This is a genomic window from Pseudomonas sp. B1-22 (assembly GCF_050474425.1).
Lineage (GTDB): Bacteria > Pseudomonadota > Gammaproteobacteria > Pseudomonadales > Pseudomonadaceae > Pseudomonas.
This window is the reverse complement of record NZ_JBCHVH010000002.1, coordinates 590,768-605,730: the sequence shown is the minus strand read 5'-3', so window position 1 is coordinate 605,730 and position 14,963 is coordinate 590,768. Positions and strand designations below refer to the sequence as shown.

12 protein-coding genes are annotated in these 14,963 nt (G+C 63.7%); all 12 read left to right on the top strand.

Translation table 11 applies throughout. The features are described from left to right. The first annotated feature begins 1 nt into the window (after position 1). Positions 2 to 757 (top strand): polyprenyl diphosphate synthase, encoded by a 756-nt coding sequence (gene uppS / locus ACQ5BL_RS09655; RefSeq protein ID WP_207885440.1) that lies wholly within the window; start codon positions 2 to 4, stop codon positions 755 to 757. Next, positions 751 to 1,566 carry a phosphatidate cytidylyltransferase gene (locus ACQ5BL_RS09650; protein ID WP_243808749.1) on the top strand — a complete coding sequence of 272 codons (816 nt, stop codon included), beginning with the start codon at positions 751 to 753 and terminating at the stop codon, positions 1,564 to 1,566. The genes uppS and ACQ5BL_RS09650 overlap by 7 nt, the downstream gene beginning before the upstream one ends. Further along, on the top strand, positions 1,563 to 2,753 hold the full coding sequence (gene ispC / locus ACQ5BL_RS09645; protein ID WP_243808750.1) for a 1-deoxy-D-xylulose-5-phosphate reductoisomerase: 1,191 nt from the start codon (positions 1,563 to 1,565) through the stop codon (positions 2,751 to 2,753). The genes ACQ5BL_RS09650 and ispC overlap by 4 nt, the downstream gene beginning before the upstream one ends. Positions 2,754 to 2,769: 16 nt before the next feature. Further along, the gene (gene rseP, locus ACQ5BL_RS09640) at positions 2,770 to 4,122 is read left to right on the top strand and encodes a sigma E protease regulator RseP (RefSeq protein WP_243808751.1); all 1,353 of its coding nucleotides are present in this window, start codon (positions 2,770 to 2,772) and stop codon (positions 4,120 to 4,122) included. 72 nt (positions 4,123 to 4,194) lie between these two features. After that, a complete protein-coding gene (gene bamA / locus ACQ5BL_RS09635; RefSeq protein ID WP_207885436.1) occupies positions 4,195 to 6,549 on the top strand; it encodes an outer membrane protein assembly factor BamA in 2,355 nt (784 codons plus the stop codon). Between the two features lie 48 nt (positions 6,550 to 6,597). After that, positions 6,598 to 7,101 carry an OmpH family outer membrane protein gene (locus ACQ5BL_RS09630; RefSeq protein ID WP_207885435.1) on the top strand — a complete coding sequence of 168 codons (504 nt, stop codon included), beginning with the start codon at positions 6,598 to 6,600 and terminating at the stop codon, positions 7,099 to 7,101. Beyond that, positions 7,101 to 8,162 carry a UDP-3-O-(3-hydroxymyristoyl)glucosamine N-acyltransferase gene (gene lpxD / locus ACQ5BL_RS09625; RefSeq protein WP_243808752.1) on the top strand — a complete coding sequence of 354 codons (1,062 nt, stop codon included), beginning with the start codon at positions 7,101 to 7,103 and terminating at the stop codon, positions 8,160 to 8,162. Before ACQ5BL_RS09630 ends, lpxD begins: the two co-directional genes overlap by 1 nt. A 48-nt stretch (positions 8,163 to 8,210) precedes the next feature. After that, entirely contained in the window at positions 8,211 to 8,651 is a 441-nt protein-coding gene (gene fabZ / locus ACQ5BL_RS09620) for a 3-hydroxyacyl-ACP dehydratase FabZ (protein WP_152225019.1), read from the top strand. After that, positions 8,648 to 9,424, top strand: a complete 777-nt coding sequence (gene lpxA / locus ACQ5BL_RS09615) for an acyl-ACP--UDP-N-acetylglucosamine O-acyltransferase (protein WP_243808753.1) — start codon at positions 8,648 to 8,650, stop codon at positions 9,422 to 9,424. Before fabZ ends, lpxA begins: the two co-directional genes overlap by 4 nt. A gap of 2 nt (positions 9,425 to 9,426) precedes the next feature. Continuing rightward, positions 9,427 to 10,569: a lipid-A-disaccharide synthase gene (gene lpxB, locus ACQ5BL_RS09610; RefSeq protein ID WP_243808754.1), complete on the top strand. Its 1,143-nt coding sequence runs from the start codon at positions 9,427 to 9,429 to the stop codon at positions 10,567 to 10,569. Continuing rightward, positions 10,569 to 11,180 (top strand): ribonuclease HII, encoded by a 612-nt coding sequence (rnhB, locus tag ACQ5BL_RS09605; RefSeq protein ID WP_243808755.1) that lies wholly within the window; start codon positions 10,569 to 10,571, stop codon positions 11,178 to 11,180. Before lpxB ends, rnhB begins: the two co-directional genes overlap by 1 nt. A 155-nt stretch (positions 11,181 to 11,335) precedes the next feature. Next, positions 11,336 to 14,866, top strand: a complete 3,531-nt coding sequence (dnaE, locus tag ACQ5BL_RS09600) for a DNA polymerase III subunit alpha (RefSeq protein WP_430293105.1) — start codon at positions 11,336 to 11,338, stop codon at positions 14,864 to 14,866. Positions 14,867 to 14,963 lie beyond the last annotated feature (97 nt).

The window sequence follows — 14,963 nt, the reverse complement described above, 5'->3', positions numbered from 1 at the left end:
CATGGAAAAGACCAAGCAGGTGACGCCCGTGCCACGGCATGTGGCAATCATCATGGACGGAAACAACCGCTGGGCGAAAAAACGCCTGATGCCCGGTGTCGCCGGGCATAAAGCGGGTGTGGATGCCGTCCGCGCGGTGATCAAGACCTGCGCCGAGGCGGGGGTCGAAGTGCTGACCCTGTTCGCCTTCTCCAGCGAGAACTGGCAGCGCCCGGCCGACGAGGTCGGGGCGCTGATGGAGCTGTTCCTCATGGCGCTGCGCCGTGAGGTGCGCAAGCTCAGCGCCAATGGCATCCGCCTGCGTATCATCGGTGATCGCAGCCGTTTCGCTCCCGAGCTGCAAGCGGCGATGCGCGAGGCGGAAAGCCTGACGGCCAATGGCGCCACCATGTTGCTGCAGGTGGCGGCCAACTATGGCGGTCAGTGGGATATCACCCAGGCTGCCCAGCGCCTCGCCCGCGAAGTGCAGGCCGGTCACCTGGCGCCGGACGAAATCACCCCGGAGTTGATCCAGGGGTGTCTGTCCACGGGCGACCAGCCGATGCCCGACCTGTGCATCCGTACCGGCGGCGAGCATCGCATCAGCAACTTCCTTCTCTGGCAGCTGGCGTATGCCGAGCTGTATTTCTCCGATCTCTACTGGCCCGACTTCAAGCACGATGCCATGAAGGCCGCGCTGGTTGACTACGCCTCTCGCCAGCGTCGCTTCGGCAAGACCAGCGAGCAGGTCGAGGCCGAGGCTCCCCCGACATGTTGAAACAACGAATCATCACGGCGCTGATCCTGTTGCCGATCGCGCTGGGTGGTTTCTTCCTCCTCGATGGCGCGGCGTTCTCGCTGTTCATCGGTCTGGTGGTCAGTGTCGGCGCCTGGGAATGGGCGCGTCTGGCCGGCTACAAAGAACAGTCCGCCCGAATCGGCTATGCCGCCGTGGTGGCCGCGCTGATGTTCATCCTCTCCTGGCTGCCGCAACTGGCTGGAGCGGTGCTGGTGCTGGCGCTGCTCTGGTGGCTGCTGGCGACTGTCATGGTGCTGACCTATCCGGACAGCGCATCGAGCTGGGGTGGCCGCTGGCGCCGTCTGCTGATCGGCTTGCTGATCCTGGCGCCGGCCTGGCAGGGGCTGGTGCTGCTCAAGCAGTGGCCGCTGGCCAATTGGCTGATCGTCGCCGTGATGGTGCTGGTGTGGGCGGCCGATGTCGGCGCCTATTTCTCCGGCAAGGCCTTCGGCAAGCGCAAGCTGGCGCCGAAAGTCAGTCCGGGCAAGAGCTGGGAAGGTTTCTTTGGCGGCTTGGCGCTAAGCCTGGCAATCACCGTCGGCGTGGCGATCTACCGCGACTGGACGGTGCGCGAACTGCTGCTGGCGCTGCCGTGCGCTGCCATCGTGGTGGCGCTGTCGGTGGTGGGCGACCTGACCGAGAGCATGTTCAAGCGCCAGTCGGGTCTCAAGGACAGCAGCAACCTGCTGCCGGGACACGGTGGTGTACTCGATCGTATCGATAGCCTGACCGCGGCGATTCCGGTGTTCACCGCGCTGCTGTGGATCGTGGGCTGGGGGACGCCGTGAGCAGCCCGCAGTGGATCAGTGTGCTGGGTGCTACGGGGTCGATCGGCCTCAGTACCCTCGATGTCATCGCGCGTCATCCGGACCGTTACCGTGTCTTCGCCCTGAGTGGCTTCTCCCGGCTCGCCGAGTTGGAGGCGCTCTGTCTGCAGCATCGTCCGCGTTTTGCCGTGGTGCCGCAGGCTGACCAGGCCCGGCACCTGCAGGGTGGGTTGCTGGCAGCAGGGCTGGAAACGCGGGTGCTCGTGGGAGAGGCCGGGTTGTGCGAGATCGCCGGCCATCCTGAGGTGGACGCCGTCATGGCGGCCATTGTCGGTGCCGCCGGGTTGAAGCCCACGCTGGCTGCCGTCGAGGCTGGCAAGCGGGTGCTGCTGGCGAACAAGGAAGCGCTGGTAATGTCCGGCGCGCTGTTCATGGACGCCGTTCGCGCCAGTGGTTCGGTGCTGCTGCCGATCGACAGCGAACATAATGCGATTTTCCAGTGCATGCCCACGGACTACGCGCGCGGTCTCGGCGAAGTCGGCGTGCGTCGGATTCTGCTGACGGCCTCGGGCGGCCCTTTCCGCGAGACGCCCCTGGAAGTGCTGTCGGACGTATCCCCCGAGCAGGCCTGCGCCCATCCCAACTGGTCGATGGGGCGGAAGATTTCCGTCGATTCCGCCAGCATGATGAACAAGGGGCTGGAGCTGATCGAGGCCTGCTGGCTGTTCGATGCGCCACCCTCGAAGGTCGAGGTGGTGATTCATCCGCAGAGCGTCATTCATTCCCTGGTGGACTATGTGGATGGTTCGGTGCTCGCGCAGTTGGGCAACCCGGATATGCGTACGCCCATCGCCCACGCGCTGGCCTGGCCGCAGCGGATCGACTCCGGCGTCTCGCCGTTGGACCTGTTCGCCATTGCTCGGCTGGATTTCTGTCCGCCGGATGAGCGGCGCTTTCCCTGCCTGCGCCTGGCCCGACAAGCGGCCGAAGCCGGCGGCAGCGTCCCGGCGATGCTCAATGCGGCCAACGAAGTCGCGGTGGCGGCCTTCCTCGAGCGGCGCGTCCGCTTCACCGAGATCGCGGTTATCATCGAAGACGTGCTGAACCGTCAGGCGCATACCCCGGTCGAATCCCTCGATGCGGTGCTCGCCGCCGACCGGCGCGCACGCGACGCCGCGCAGGCGTGGTTGCAGGAACGCGGGCGTTGACGCCCAGGAGGTAGCGATGAGCGCCCTATACATGATCGTCGGGCTGGTGGTCGCACTGGGTGTGCTGGTGACCTTCCACGAGTTCGGACACTTCTGGGTGGCGCGCCGCTGCGGCGTGAAAGTGCTGCGTTTTTCCGTAGGCTTCGGTACCCCGCTGGTGCGTTGGCATGATCGCCAGGGCACAGAATTCGTCGTGGCGGCCATTCCGCTGGGCGGCTACGTGAAAATGCTCGACGAGCGCGAGGGCGATGTCCCGCCGGAACTGCTCGACCAGGCCTTCAACCGCAAGTCGGTGTTCCAGCGTATCGCCATCGTTGCCGCCGGGCCTGTGGCGAACTTCCTCCTGGCGATCCTGTTCTTCTGGGTTTTGGCCATGCTGGGCAGCCAGCAGATCAAGCCCATCATCGGCTCCGTTGTCGCTGACAGCCCCGCGGCAATGGGCGGGCTGGCCGCGGGCCAGGAAGTGGTGGCGGTCGATGGCAAGGCCGTGGATGGCTGGAATGGCGTCAACCTGCAGCTGGTGCGCCGTCTTGGTGAAACCGGCGGGCTGAGCGTCTCCGTGCTCGAGTCGGGCTCCTCCGTGCCGGTCGAGCACCAGTTGCAGCTCAATGCCTGGCTGAAGAACGCCGATAATCCCGACCCCATCGCCGGGTTGGGGATTCAGCCCTGGCGCCCGGCCATTGCGCCGGTGCTGGCGGAGCTGGACGAGAAGGGGCCGGCCAAGGCTGCCGGGCTCAAGGTTGGCGACCGTCTGCTGAGTGTCGATGGGCAGTCGGTGGACGATTGGCAGCAGGTGGTGGACAAGGTTCGCGCCCGTCCCGAGGTGCGTGTCGTGCTGGGTGTCGAGCGTGACGGTCAGCGGCAGGAGATCGCATTGACCCTGGCGGTAAAAGGCGAGGGCAAGGCGCGTACCGGATACCTGGGAGCGGGTGTCTCGGGTGGTCAATGGCCGGCGGACATGCTTCGCAAAATCAGCTACGGACCAGTGGACGCAGTGGGGCAAGCACTGTCTCGAACCTGGTCGATGAGCCTGCTAACTCTGGATTCTCTAAAGAAAATGGTGCTCGGACAGCTCTCGGTAAAAAACTTGAGCGGGCCGATAACCATTGCTAAAGTGGCGGGCGCTTCAGCCCAGTCGGGCGTGGGGGACTTTCTGCATTTCCTCGCCTATCTGAGCATCAGTTTGGGGGTTCTCAACCTATTGCCGATTCCCGTTCTCGACGGCGGGCATCTGCTGTTCTACGTGGTCGAGTGGGTGCGAGGTCGCCCACTGTCGGAGCGGGTCCAGGCGTGGGGGATGCAAATTGGCATCAGCCTGGTGGTCGGGGTGATGTTGCTGGCCCTGGTCAACGATCTGAGTCGACTGTAACCGCCATTGAATTCCGGATCTGCCGCCACCTGCGGCAGATTCTTTATTTGTCAGTTGGAATAAAAGGACTCCATGAAACGCTTTCTGCTAACCGCGGCCCTTTCCGCGCTGATGATCGCCCAGGTTCACGCCGAGTCCTTCACCGTCTCCGACATCCGGGTCAATGGTCTGCAGCGCGTTTCCGCCGGCAGCGTGTTCGCTGCACTGCCGCTGAACGTGGGGGAGCAGATCGACGACCGTCGCCTGGTCGAGGCGACTCGTTCCCTGTTCAAGACCGGTTTCTTCCAGGACATCCAGCTCAGCCGTGACGGCAATGTGCTGATCGTCAACGTGGTCGAGCGTCCGTCGATCTCCAGCATCGAGATCGAAGGCAACAAGGCGATCACCACCGAAGACCTGATGAAGGGCCTGAAGCAGTCGGGCCTCGCCGAAGGCGAAATCTTCCAGCGCGCGACCCTCGAAGGCGTGCGTAACGAACTGCAGCGCCAGTACGTGGCCCAGGGCCGCTACTCCGCCGAGATCGAGACCGAGGTGGTGCCGCAGCCGCGCAACCGCGTCGCCCTGAAGATCACCATCAACGAAGGCACCGTGGCGGCCATCGCCCACGTCAACGTGGTAGGCAATACCGTCTTCTCCGAGGAAGACCTGACCGACCTGTTCGAGCTGAAGACCACCAACTGGCTGTCCTTCTTCAAGAACGACGACAAGTATTCCCGCGAAAAACTCTCCGGTGACCTGGAGCGCCTGCGTTCCTACTACCTGGACCGTGGCTACATCCACATGGATATCGCCTCGACCCAGGTTTCCATCACCCCGGACAAGAAACACGTCTACATCACCGTCAACGTCAACGAAGGCGAGAAGTACACCGTCAGCGACGTGAAGCTCTCCGGTGACCTGAAGGTGCCGGAAGACGAAATCAAGAAGCTGCTGCTGGTGAAGAAAGGCCAGGTCTTCTCGCGCAAGGTGATGACCACCACCTCCGACCTGATCACCCGCCGCCTGGGTAACGAGGGTTATACCTTCGCCAACGTCAACGGCGTTCCCGAGCCGAACGACGAGAACAAGACCGTCGCGATCACCTACGTGGTCGATCCGGGCAAGCGTGCCTACGTCAACCGCATCAACTTCCGTGGCAACACCAAGACCGAGGACGAAGTTCTCCGTCGCGAAATGCGCCAGATGGAAGGCGGCTGGGCGTCGACCTACCTGATCGACCAGTCCAAGCAGCGCCTCGAGCGCCTGGGCTACTTCAAGGAAGTCAACGTCGAGACCCCGGCCGTGCCCGGCACCGACGACCAGGTCGACGTGAACTACAGCGTGGAAGAGCAACCGTCCGGCTCCATCACCGCGAGCATCGGCTTCGCCCAGAGCGCCGGCCTGATCCTCGGCGGCTCGATCAGCCAGAACAACTTCCTGGGTACCGGTAACAAGGTCAGCCTCGGCCTGACCAAGTCCGACTACCAGACCCGTTACAACTTCGGCTTCGTCGACCCCTACTGGACCGTCGACGGCGTGAGCCTGGGCTACAACGCCTTCTACCGCAAGACCGACTACAGCGACCTGGATGTCGACGTTTCCAGCTACTCCGTCAACAGCTATGGCGCCGGCGTCAGCATCGGCTACCCGATCAGCGAAACCTCGCGTCTGACCTACGGCCTGACCGCGCAGAAGGACGAGATCGACACCGGCATCTACACCGTCGACGAGATCTTCAACTTCATCCAGCAGGAAGGCGACAGCTTCACCAACTTCAAGGCGTCCGTCGGCTGGTCCGAATCGACCCTGAACAAGGGCGTGCTGGCCAACCGTGGTCACTCGCAGAGCCTGGTGCTGGAGTCCACTGTCCCGGGTAGCGACCTGTCGTTCTACAAGCTCGACTACCGCGGCCAGATCTTCGCTCCGCTCACCGAGAACTACACCATGCGCTTCCACACCGAGCTCGGCTACGGTGATGGCTATGGTTCCACCGACCGCCTGCCGTTCTACGAGAACTACTATGCGGGTGGCTTCAACTCGGTGCGTGGCTTCAAGGACAGCACCCTCGGCCCGCGCAGTACGCCGAGCAAGGGCACCAACCCGGGCACCGAGTACGATCCGGACCAGGACCCGCAGGCCTTTGGTGGTAGCATCCTGATCACCGGCGGCGCCGAAGTCCTGTTCCCGCTGCCGTTCGTGAAGGACCAGCGTCAGCTGCGCAGCGTGGTGTTCTGGGACGTGGGTAACGTGTTCGATGCCGACTGCCCGACCTCCACCACCCAGGGTTGCGATGGCGTCAAGTTCAATGACATGGCCATGTCCGCCGGTGTGGGCCTGACCTGGATCACTGCGCTGGGTCCGCTGAGCTTCGCCCTGGCGACCCCGATCAAGAAGCCGGACAACGCCGAAACCCAGGTCTTCCAGTTCTCCCTGGGGCAGACCTTCTAATTGGCCGTATCGTTGTAAAGACAACCATGCTTTGTGCAGGAGTGCATTGTGCGTAAGTTGACCCAGTTCGTACTGATCACCGCAGCCCTTATGGCGAGCCCTGCGTTCGCCGACATGAAGATCGCGGTGCTCAACTATCAGATGGCACTCCTCGAGTCGGACGCGGCCAAGCAGTACGCCGTGGATGCGGAGAAGAAATTCGGTCCCCAGTTGAACAAGCTCAAGGCCCTGGAAAGCGACGCCAAGGCGCTGCAGGACAAGCTGGTCAGCGGTGGCAGCAAGATGTCCCAGTCCGAGCGTGAAAAGGCCGAGAACGACTTCAAGCAGAAGGCCCGCGACTTCCAGTTCCAGTCCAAGGAGCTGAACGAAGCCAAGGCCGTCGCCGACCGCGATATGCTCAAGAAGCTCAAGCCGAAGCTGGACCAGGCCGTCGAGGAAACCATCAAGAAAGGTGGCTATGACCTCGTGGTCGAGCGTGGTGCCGTGGTGGACGTGAAGCCGCAGTACGACATCACCCGTCAAGTCATCGAGCGCATGAACCAGCTGCGCTGATGATGACCGAGCTGTCCTTTACTCTCGCTGAACTGGCTGCGCAGCTCGATGCCGAGCTGCGTGGTGATCCCACTCAAGTCATTCGCGGCCTGGCAACCCTTCAGGAAGCCGGCGCGGACCAACTGAGCTTCCTGGCCAACCCGCAGTACCGCAAGTTCCTGCCTGAGAGCAAGGCGGGCGCTGTGTTGCTGACGGCGGCCGATGCCGAAGGCTTCGCCGGCAATGCGCTGGTGGTGGCCAACCCCTACCTGGCGTATGCCGGCCTTTCGCATCAGTTCGACCGCAAGCCCAAGGCGCCGGCCGGTATCCATCCCACTGCCGTGGTCGATGAAGGCGCCCAGGTCGATCCCAGCGCCAGTATCGGCCCTTATGCGGTGATCGAGGCGGGCGCGCAGATCGGTGCCGGCGTTACCGTCGGCGCCCATTGCTTCGTCGGCGCGCGCAGCGTGATCGGTGAAGGCGGTTGGCTGGCACCCAGAGTGACCCTTTACCACGACGTGCGCATCGGCAAGCGCGTGGTGATCCAGTCCGGCGCCGTGTTGGGAGGCGAGGGCTTCGGCTTCGCCAACCAGAAGGGCATCTGGCAGAAGATTGCGCAGATTGGCGGCGTAACCCTGGGTGATGACGTCGAGATCGGCGCCAATACCACGATCGACCGCGGCGCACTGTCCGATACCCTGGTGGGTAATGGCGTGAAGCTGGACAACCAGATCATGATCGCCCACAACGTGCAGATCGGTGATCACACCGCGATGGCCGGCTGCTGCGGGATTTCCGGCAGCGCCAAGATCGGCAAGCATTGCATGCTCGCCGGCGGCGTCGGCCTGGTCGGCCACATCGAGATCTGCGACAACGTCTTCGTCACCGGTATGACAATGGTGACCCGTTCGATTACCGAGCCGGGTTCCTATTCGTCCGGTACTGCCATGCAGCCGGCCGGCGAATGGAAGAAGAGCGCTGCGCGTATTCGCCAGCTGGACGACATGGCCCGTCGTCTGCAGCAGCTGGAAAAGCGCGTGGCTGCCGTGACCCCGAGCGGCGACGATCCATCAGATGCGTGATCCACGCATTTTTTGGCGTCTCCCTTTTCTGAACAGGCTTCCCTGAACATGATGGACATCAACGAGATTCGCGAATACCTGCCTCATCGCTACCCTTTCCTGCTGGTGGATCGGGTAGTGGAGCTGGACATCGAAGGCAAGCGCATTCGCGCCTACAAGAATGTCAGCATCAACGAGCCGTTCTTCAATGGCCACTTCCCGCAGCACCCGATCATGCCGGGCGTGCTCATCATCGAAGCCATGGCCCAGGCGGCCGGTATCCTCGGCTTCAAGATGCTCGACGTGAAGCCGGCCGACGGTACCCTGTACTACTTCGTCGGCTCCGACAAGCTGCGCTTCCGCCAGCCGGTACTGCCGGGTGACCAGCTGCAGCTGCATGCCCAGTTCATCAGCGTCAAGCGCGGCATCTGGAAGTTCGATTGCCATGCCACCGTCGATGACAAGCCGGTATGCTCGGCCGAAATCATCTGTGCGGAACGCAAACTATGAGTTTGATCGATCCTCGCGCCATCATCGACCCGCGCGCAAATCTGGCTGACGACGTAGAGGTGGGCCCCTGGTCCATCGTCGGGCCGGATGTGGAGATCGGCGAAGGTACGGTGATCGGTCCGCACGTGGTGCTCAAGGGCCCCACGAAGATCGGCAAGCACAATCGCATCTTTCAGTTCTCCAGCGTCGGCGAGGATACTCCCGACCTGAAGTACAAGGGCGAGCCGACTCGCCTGGTGATCGGCGACCACAACGTGATCCGCGAGGGTGTGACCATCCATCGCGGCACCATCCAGGATCGTTCGGAAACCACCATCGGCGACCACAACCTGCTCATGGCCTACGTGCATATCGGCCATGACAGTGTGATCGGCAATAATTGCATTCTGGTGAACAATACGGCGCTGGCCGGTCATGTTCACGTGGATGACTGGGCGATCCTGTCCGGTTATACCCTGGTACACCAGTTCTGCCGCATCGGCGCGCACAGCTTCTCCGGCATGGGCAGCGCAATCGGCAAGGACGTCCCGGCCTACGTGACGGTCTTCGGCAACCCGGCCGAGGCTCGCAGCATGAACTTCGAGGGCCTGCGCCGGCGTGGTTTCAGCGCCGAGGCCATCCAGGCGCTGCGTCGGGCCTACAAGGTGGTATACCGTCAGGGGCTGACGGTGGACGAAGCCCTGGCCGAACTGGTCGAGGTTTCCGAGCAGTTCCCGGAGGTTGCGGTGTTCCGCGACTCCATCCAGAGCTCCACCCGCGGCATCACCCGCTGACCATGCAGCCGACCGTACGCAAGCTGCGCGTCGCCCTGGTCGCGGGCGAGGCGTCCGGCGATATTCTCGGCTCCGGCCTCATGCAGGCGCTCAAGCAGCGTCACCCCGACATCGAGTTCATCGGTGTCGGCGGCCCGCGCATGCAGGCCGAAGGGCTGCAATCGCATTTCCCGATGGAGCGCCTGGCCGTCATGGGCCTGGTCGAGGTGCTTGGCCGCCTGCGCGAACTGCTGCGTCGGCGCAAGGACCTCGTCCAGATGCTGATTGCGGCCAAGCCGGACGTGTTCATCGGTATCGATGCGCCGGACTTCAACCTGAACATCGAATTGAAGCTGCGCCGGGCGGGTATCCGCACGGTGCACTACGTCAGCCCGTCGGTCTGGGCCTGGCGGCAGAAGCGCGTACTGAAGATCAAGGAAGCCTGCGACCTGATGCTCGCGCTCTTCCCCTTCGAGGCGCGCTTCTACGAAGAACATGCAGTGCCGGTGCGTTTCGTCGGCCATCCGCTGGCCAATACCATCCCGCTGGAAGCCGACCGCGCCGGTGCGCGCGAGCGTCTTGGCCTGCCGCAGGACGCCAGCGTCGTTGCGCTCCTGCCCGGTAGCCGGGGAGGGGAGGTCGGCAAGCTCGGCGCGCTGTTCCTCGATACCGCCCAGCGCCTGCTGCAGGATCGCCCCGGTCTTCGCTTCGTGCTGCCCTGCGCCAGTCCTGAGCGCCGCGTGCAGATCGAAGAAATGCTCGTGGGGCGCGAATTGCCGGTGCAATTGCTCGACGGCGCCTCCCACGAGGCGCTGGCAGCCTGCGATGCGGTGCTGATCGCCTCCGGCACCGCCACGCTCGAAGCGCTGCTCTACAAACGACCGATGGTCGTCGCCTACAAGGTGGCGCCGATGACCTACCGCATCCTCCGGCGACTGGTGAAGAGTCCCTATATTTCGCTGCCGAACCTGCTGGCCGCGCGTCTGCTGGTGCCCGAGCTGATCCAGGACGCGGCGACCCCCGAGGCGCTGGCCACTACCTTACTGCCACTGCTGGACGACGGCAGCGTGCAGACCGAATCCTTCGACGCCATCCACCGCGCCCTGCGCCAGGATGCGTCCGCGCAGGCCGCCGAAGCGGTGCTCGCCCTGGTGGAGAAACACTGATGCAGATGGGCCTGGATTTCACCCTGGTGGAGGAGCTGGTCGCCGGTGTCGACGAAGTGGGTCGTGGCCCACTGTGCGGGCCCGTGGTAACGGCAGCGGTCATCCTCGATCCGGCGCGTCCGATCAAGGGGCTGAACGACTCCAAGAAACTCAGCGAAGCGCGCCGCGAGGCGTTGTTCGACGAGATCCGCGAAAAGGCCCTGGCCTGGTGCATCGCCCGCGCGGAAGTGGAAGAGATCGACCAACTGAACATCCTTCACGCCACCATGCTGGCGATGCAGCGTGCGGTGGAAGGTCTGAGCGTGACGCCGAAACTGGCGCTCATCGACGGCAACCGTTGCCCGAAACTCAAGGTGCCGTCGGCACCGGTAGTGCAGGGCGACGCCAAGGTGCCGGCGATTGCCGCTGCGTCGATCCTGGCGAAGGTCAGCCGCGACCGCGAGATGCAGGAAATGGAAGCGCTGTACCCCGGCTACGGCATCGGCGGGCACAAGGGCTACCCGACCCCGGTGCATCTGGAGGCGCTGAAGCGCCTGGGGCCGACGCCCATTCACCGTCGTTCCTTCGGGCCGGTGCGCGAGCTGCTGGAAAATCCTGTCGGCATCCTGTAACACCCTGTTATTACTCTGGAATTCCTCGCGGCCAACGGCCTGCCGGTGACTTGAATCAGCCGGCGCGACGGCTGGCCCATTGATCCCTGTAGCTTTGCACAGAGCCCCGGTACAATCCGGGGCTTGCCGTTTTTCGCGTTCGCCCAAGGACCACCATGACCGCCACCTTCGTTCACCTGCGTCTGCACACCGAATTCTCCCTGGTTGACGGCCTGGTGCGGGTCAAGCCGTTGATCAAGGCGGTCGGCGGGGCGGGCATGCCGGCGGTGGCGGTGACCGATCTGAGCAACATGTGCTCGCTGGTGAAGTTCTACAAGACGGCGATGGGCGGCGGCATCAAGCCCATCTGCGGTGCTGACATCTGGCTGGCCAATCGCGACGAGGACGGCCCGCTGACCCGCCTGACCCTGCTGGCGATGAACGCCAAGGGCTACCGCAACCTCACCGAACTGATCTCCCGTGGCTGGCAGGAAGGCCAGCGTAACGGCGAGATCATCATCGAGCGGCAGTGGGTCAAGGAGGCTGCGGAAGGCCTGATCGCGCTGTCCGGCTCCAAGGAAGGCGAGATCGGCATGGCCCTTCTGGCGGGCGACAATGCCCTGGCGGATTCCCTGCTGGCCGAGTGGCTGGAAGTCTTCCCGGACCGCTTCTACCTGGACATCCAGCGCACCAACCGGGTCAACGACGAAGAGCACGTGCATGCCGCCGTGGCGCTGTCCGAGCGCAGTGGCGCGCCGCTGGTGGCGACCAACGACGTGCGCTTCATCAAGCAGGAAGACTTCGAGGCCCACGAAACCCGCGTGTGCATCGGCGAAGGCCGCGCACTGGACGATCCGCGCCGCTCGCGTAGCTATTCCGACCAGCAGTATCTGAAGAGCCCGGCGGAAATGGCCGAGCTGTTCAGCGATATACCCGAGGCCCTGGAAAACTCCGTCGAGATCGCCAAGCGCTGCAACATCGAAGTGCAGCTGGGCAAGTACTTCCTGCCCAACTTCCCGATCCCCTACGACGACATGGACATCAACCAGTACCTGCGCCATGTGTCCTACGAGGGCCTGGAAGAGCGCCTGGCGGTGCTCTGGCCGAAGGAAACCACGCCGAACTACGAAGAGAAGCGGCAGATCTACGTCGATCGCCTGGAGTTCGAGCTGGGCACCATCATCCAGATGGGCTTCCCCGGTTACTTCCTGATCGTGATGGACTTCATCAAGTGGGCCAAGAACAACGGCGTACCGGTAGGCCCCGGCCGGGGCTCGGGTGCCGGCTCGCTGGTGGCCTACGTGCTGAAGATCACCGACCTCGACCCGCTGGCCTATGACCTGCTGTTCGAACGTTTCCTGAACCCCGAACGTATTTCCATGCCCGACTTCGACGTCGACTTCTGCATGGAAGGCCGTGACCGGGTGATCGACTACGTGGCCGGCGCCTACGGCCGTAACGCGGTCAGCCAGATCATCACCTTCGGCTCCATGGCGGCGAAGGCGGTGGTGCGCGACGTGGCACGGGTGCAGGGCAAGTCCTACGGCCTGGCCGACAAGCTGTCGAAGATGATTCCCTTCGAAGTGGGCATGACCCTGGAAAAGGCCTACGAGCAGGAGGAAATGCTCCGCGACTTCCTCCAGAGCGACGAGGAAGCCCAGGAGATCTGGGACATGGCGCTCAAGCTGGAAGGCGTCACCCGCGGTACCGGCAAGCACGCAGGGGGCGTGGTGATCGCGCCGACCAAGCTGACCGACTTCGCCCCCATCGCCTGTGACGAAGAGGGCGGCGGCCTGGTGACCCAGTTCGACAAGGACGACGTGGAGGCCGCCGGCCTGGTGAAGTTCGACTTCCTCGGCCTGCGTACCCTGACCATCATCAAGTGGGCGATGGAGATCATCCATCGCATCCAGAAGAAGGCTGGCGAGACCGAACTGGTCGACATCGACCGCATCCCGCTGGACGACAAGAAGACCTACGACCTGCTGCAGAAGGCGGAAACCACCGCGGTCTTCCAGCTTGAATCGCGCGGCATGAAGGAGCTGATCAAGAAGCTCAAGCCGGACTGCCTGGAAGACCTCATCGCACTGGTAGCGCTGTTCCGTCCCGGTCCGCTGCAGTCGGGCATGGTGGACGACTTCATCAACCGTAAGCACGGTCGCGAGGAAATCTCCTACCCGCACCCGGATTACCAGTACGCCGGCCTGGAGCCCGTGCTCAAGCCCACCTACGGCATCATCCTGTACCAGGAACAGGTAATGCAGATCGCCCAGGTGATGGCGGGCTACAGCCTTGGTGGCGCGGACATGCTGCGCCGTGCGATGGGCAAGAAAAAGCCCGAGGAGATGGCCAAGCAGCGCGGCGGCTTCATCGAAGGTTGTGCCGGCAACGGCATCGACGCCAACCTCGCGGGCAACATCTTCGACCTGGTGGAAAAGTTCGCCGGCTACGGCTTCAACAAGTCGCACTCGGCCGCCTACGGCCTGGTGTCGTACCAGACCGCCTGGCTGAAGACCCATTGGAAAGCCCCGTTCATGGCCGCGGTACTCACTGCGGATATGCAGAACACCGACAAGGTGGTGACGCTCATCGAAGAGTGCCGCCACATGAAGCTGCGCATCCTCGCGCCGGACGTGAACAACTCCGAGTTCCGCTTCACCGTGGATGACGAGGGTCAGATCGTCTACGGCCTGGGTGCGATCAAGGGCGTCGGCGAAGGCCCGGTGGAAGCCATCACCGAGTGCCGCAACGAAGGCGGGCCGTTCAAGAACCTGTTCGACTTCTGCGATCGCATCGACCTCAAGCGCGTCAACAAGCGCACCCTGGAGGCGCTGATTCGCGCCGGTGCGCTGGACCGCCTCGGCCCGCACTTCCACGAAGAGCAGAAGGCCTACCACGCCCATGTCGACATCAACCGCGCCGTGCTGCTGGCGTCCATGGAAGAGGCCGTCAAGGCCGCAGAACAGACGTCGCGCAGCCACGACAGCGGCCATATGGACCTGTTCGGCGGCGTCTTCGCCGAACCCGAGGCGGATGTCTACGCCAACCACCGCAAGGTCAAGGAGCTCAACCTCAAGGAGCGCCTGAAGGGCGAGAAGGATACTCTCGGCCTGTACCTGACCGGCCACCCGATCGATGAATACGAAGGCGAGGTACGACGTTTTGCCCGTCAGCGCATCGTCGAGCTGAAACCCGCGCGTGATACCCAGACCGTCGCCGGCCTGATCGTCAACCTGCGGGTGATGAAGAACAAGCGCGGCGACAAGATGGGCTTCGTGACCCTGGACGATCGCTCCGGGCGTATCGAGGCCTCGCTGTTCGCCGAGGCCTTCGCCGCCAACCAGGCGCTGTTGCAGACCGACGCGCTGGTGGTGATCGAGGGCGAAGTCAGCCAGGACGATTTCTCCGGCGGCCTGCGCCTGCGTGCCAAGCGTGTGATGGGGCTGGAGGAGGCCCGTACTTCGCTGGCGGAAAGCCTGCGGGTCCGCGTCCACGCCGATGCGCTCAAGGGCGACCGCCTGCGCTGGCTGGCCGACCTCTGCACCCGCCACCGTGGCAGTTGCCCGGTCACGGTGGACTACAGCGGCGAGCAGGCGCGCGCCCTGTTGCAGTTCGGCGAGCAGTGGCGGATCGACCCTGCGGATAACCTGATTCAAGCGTTGCGTGACCAGTTCGGCCGCGACAACGTCTTCCTGAACTACCGCTAGTGAGGTCGGTGGCCATAGGCCGCCCGCCCGCCAGTCTCGACCCCTTGCGCCCGATACCGTAAGGTAGGGCGCTTTACGGACCAGGCCCTGCCGCCAT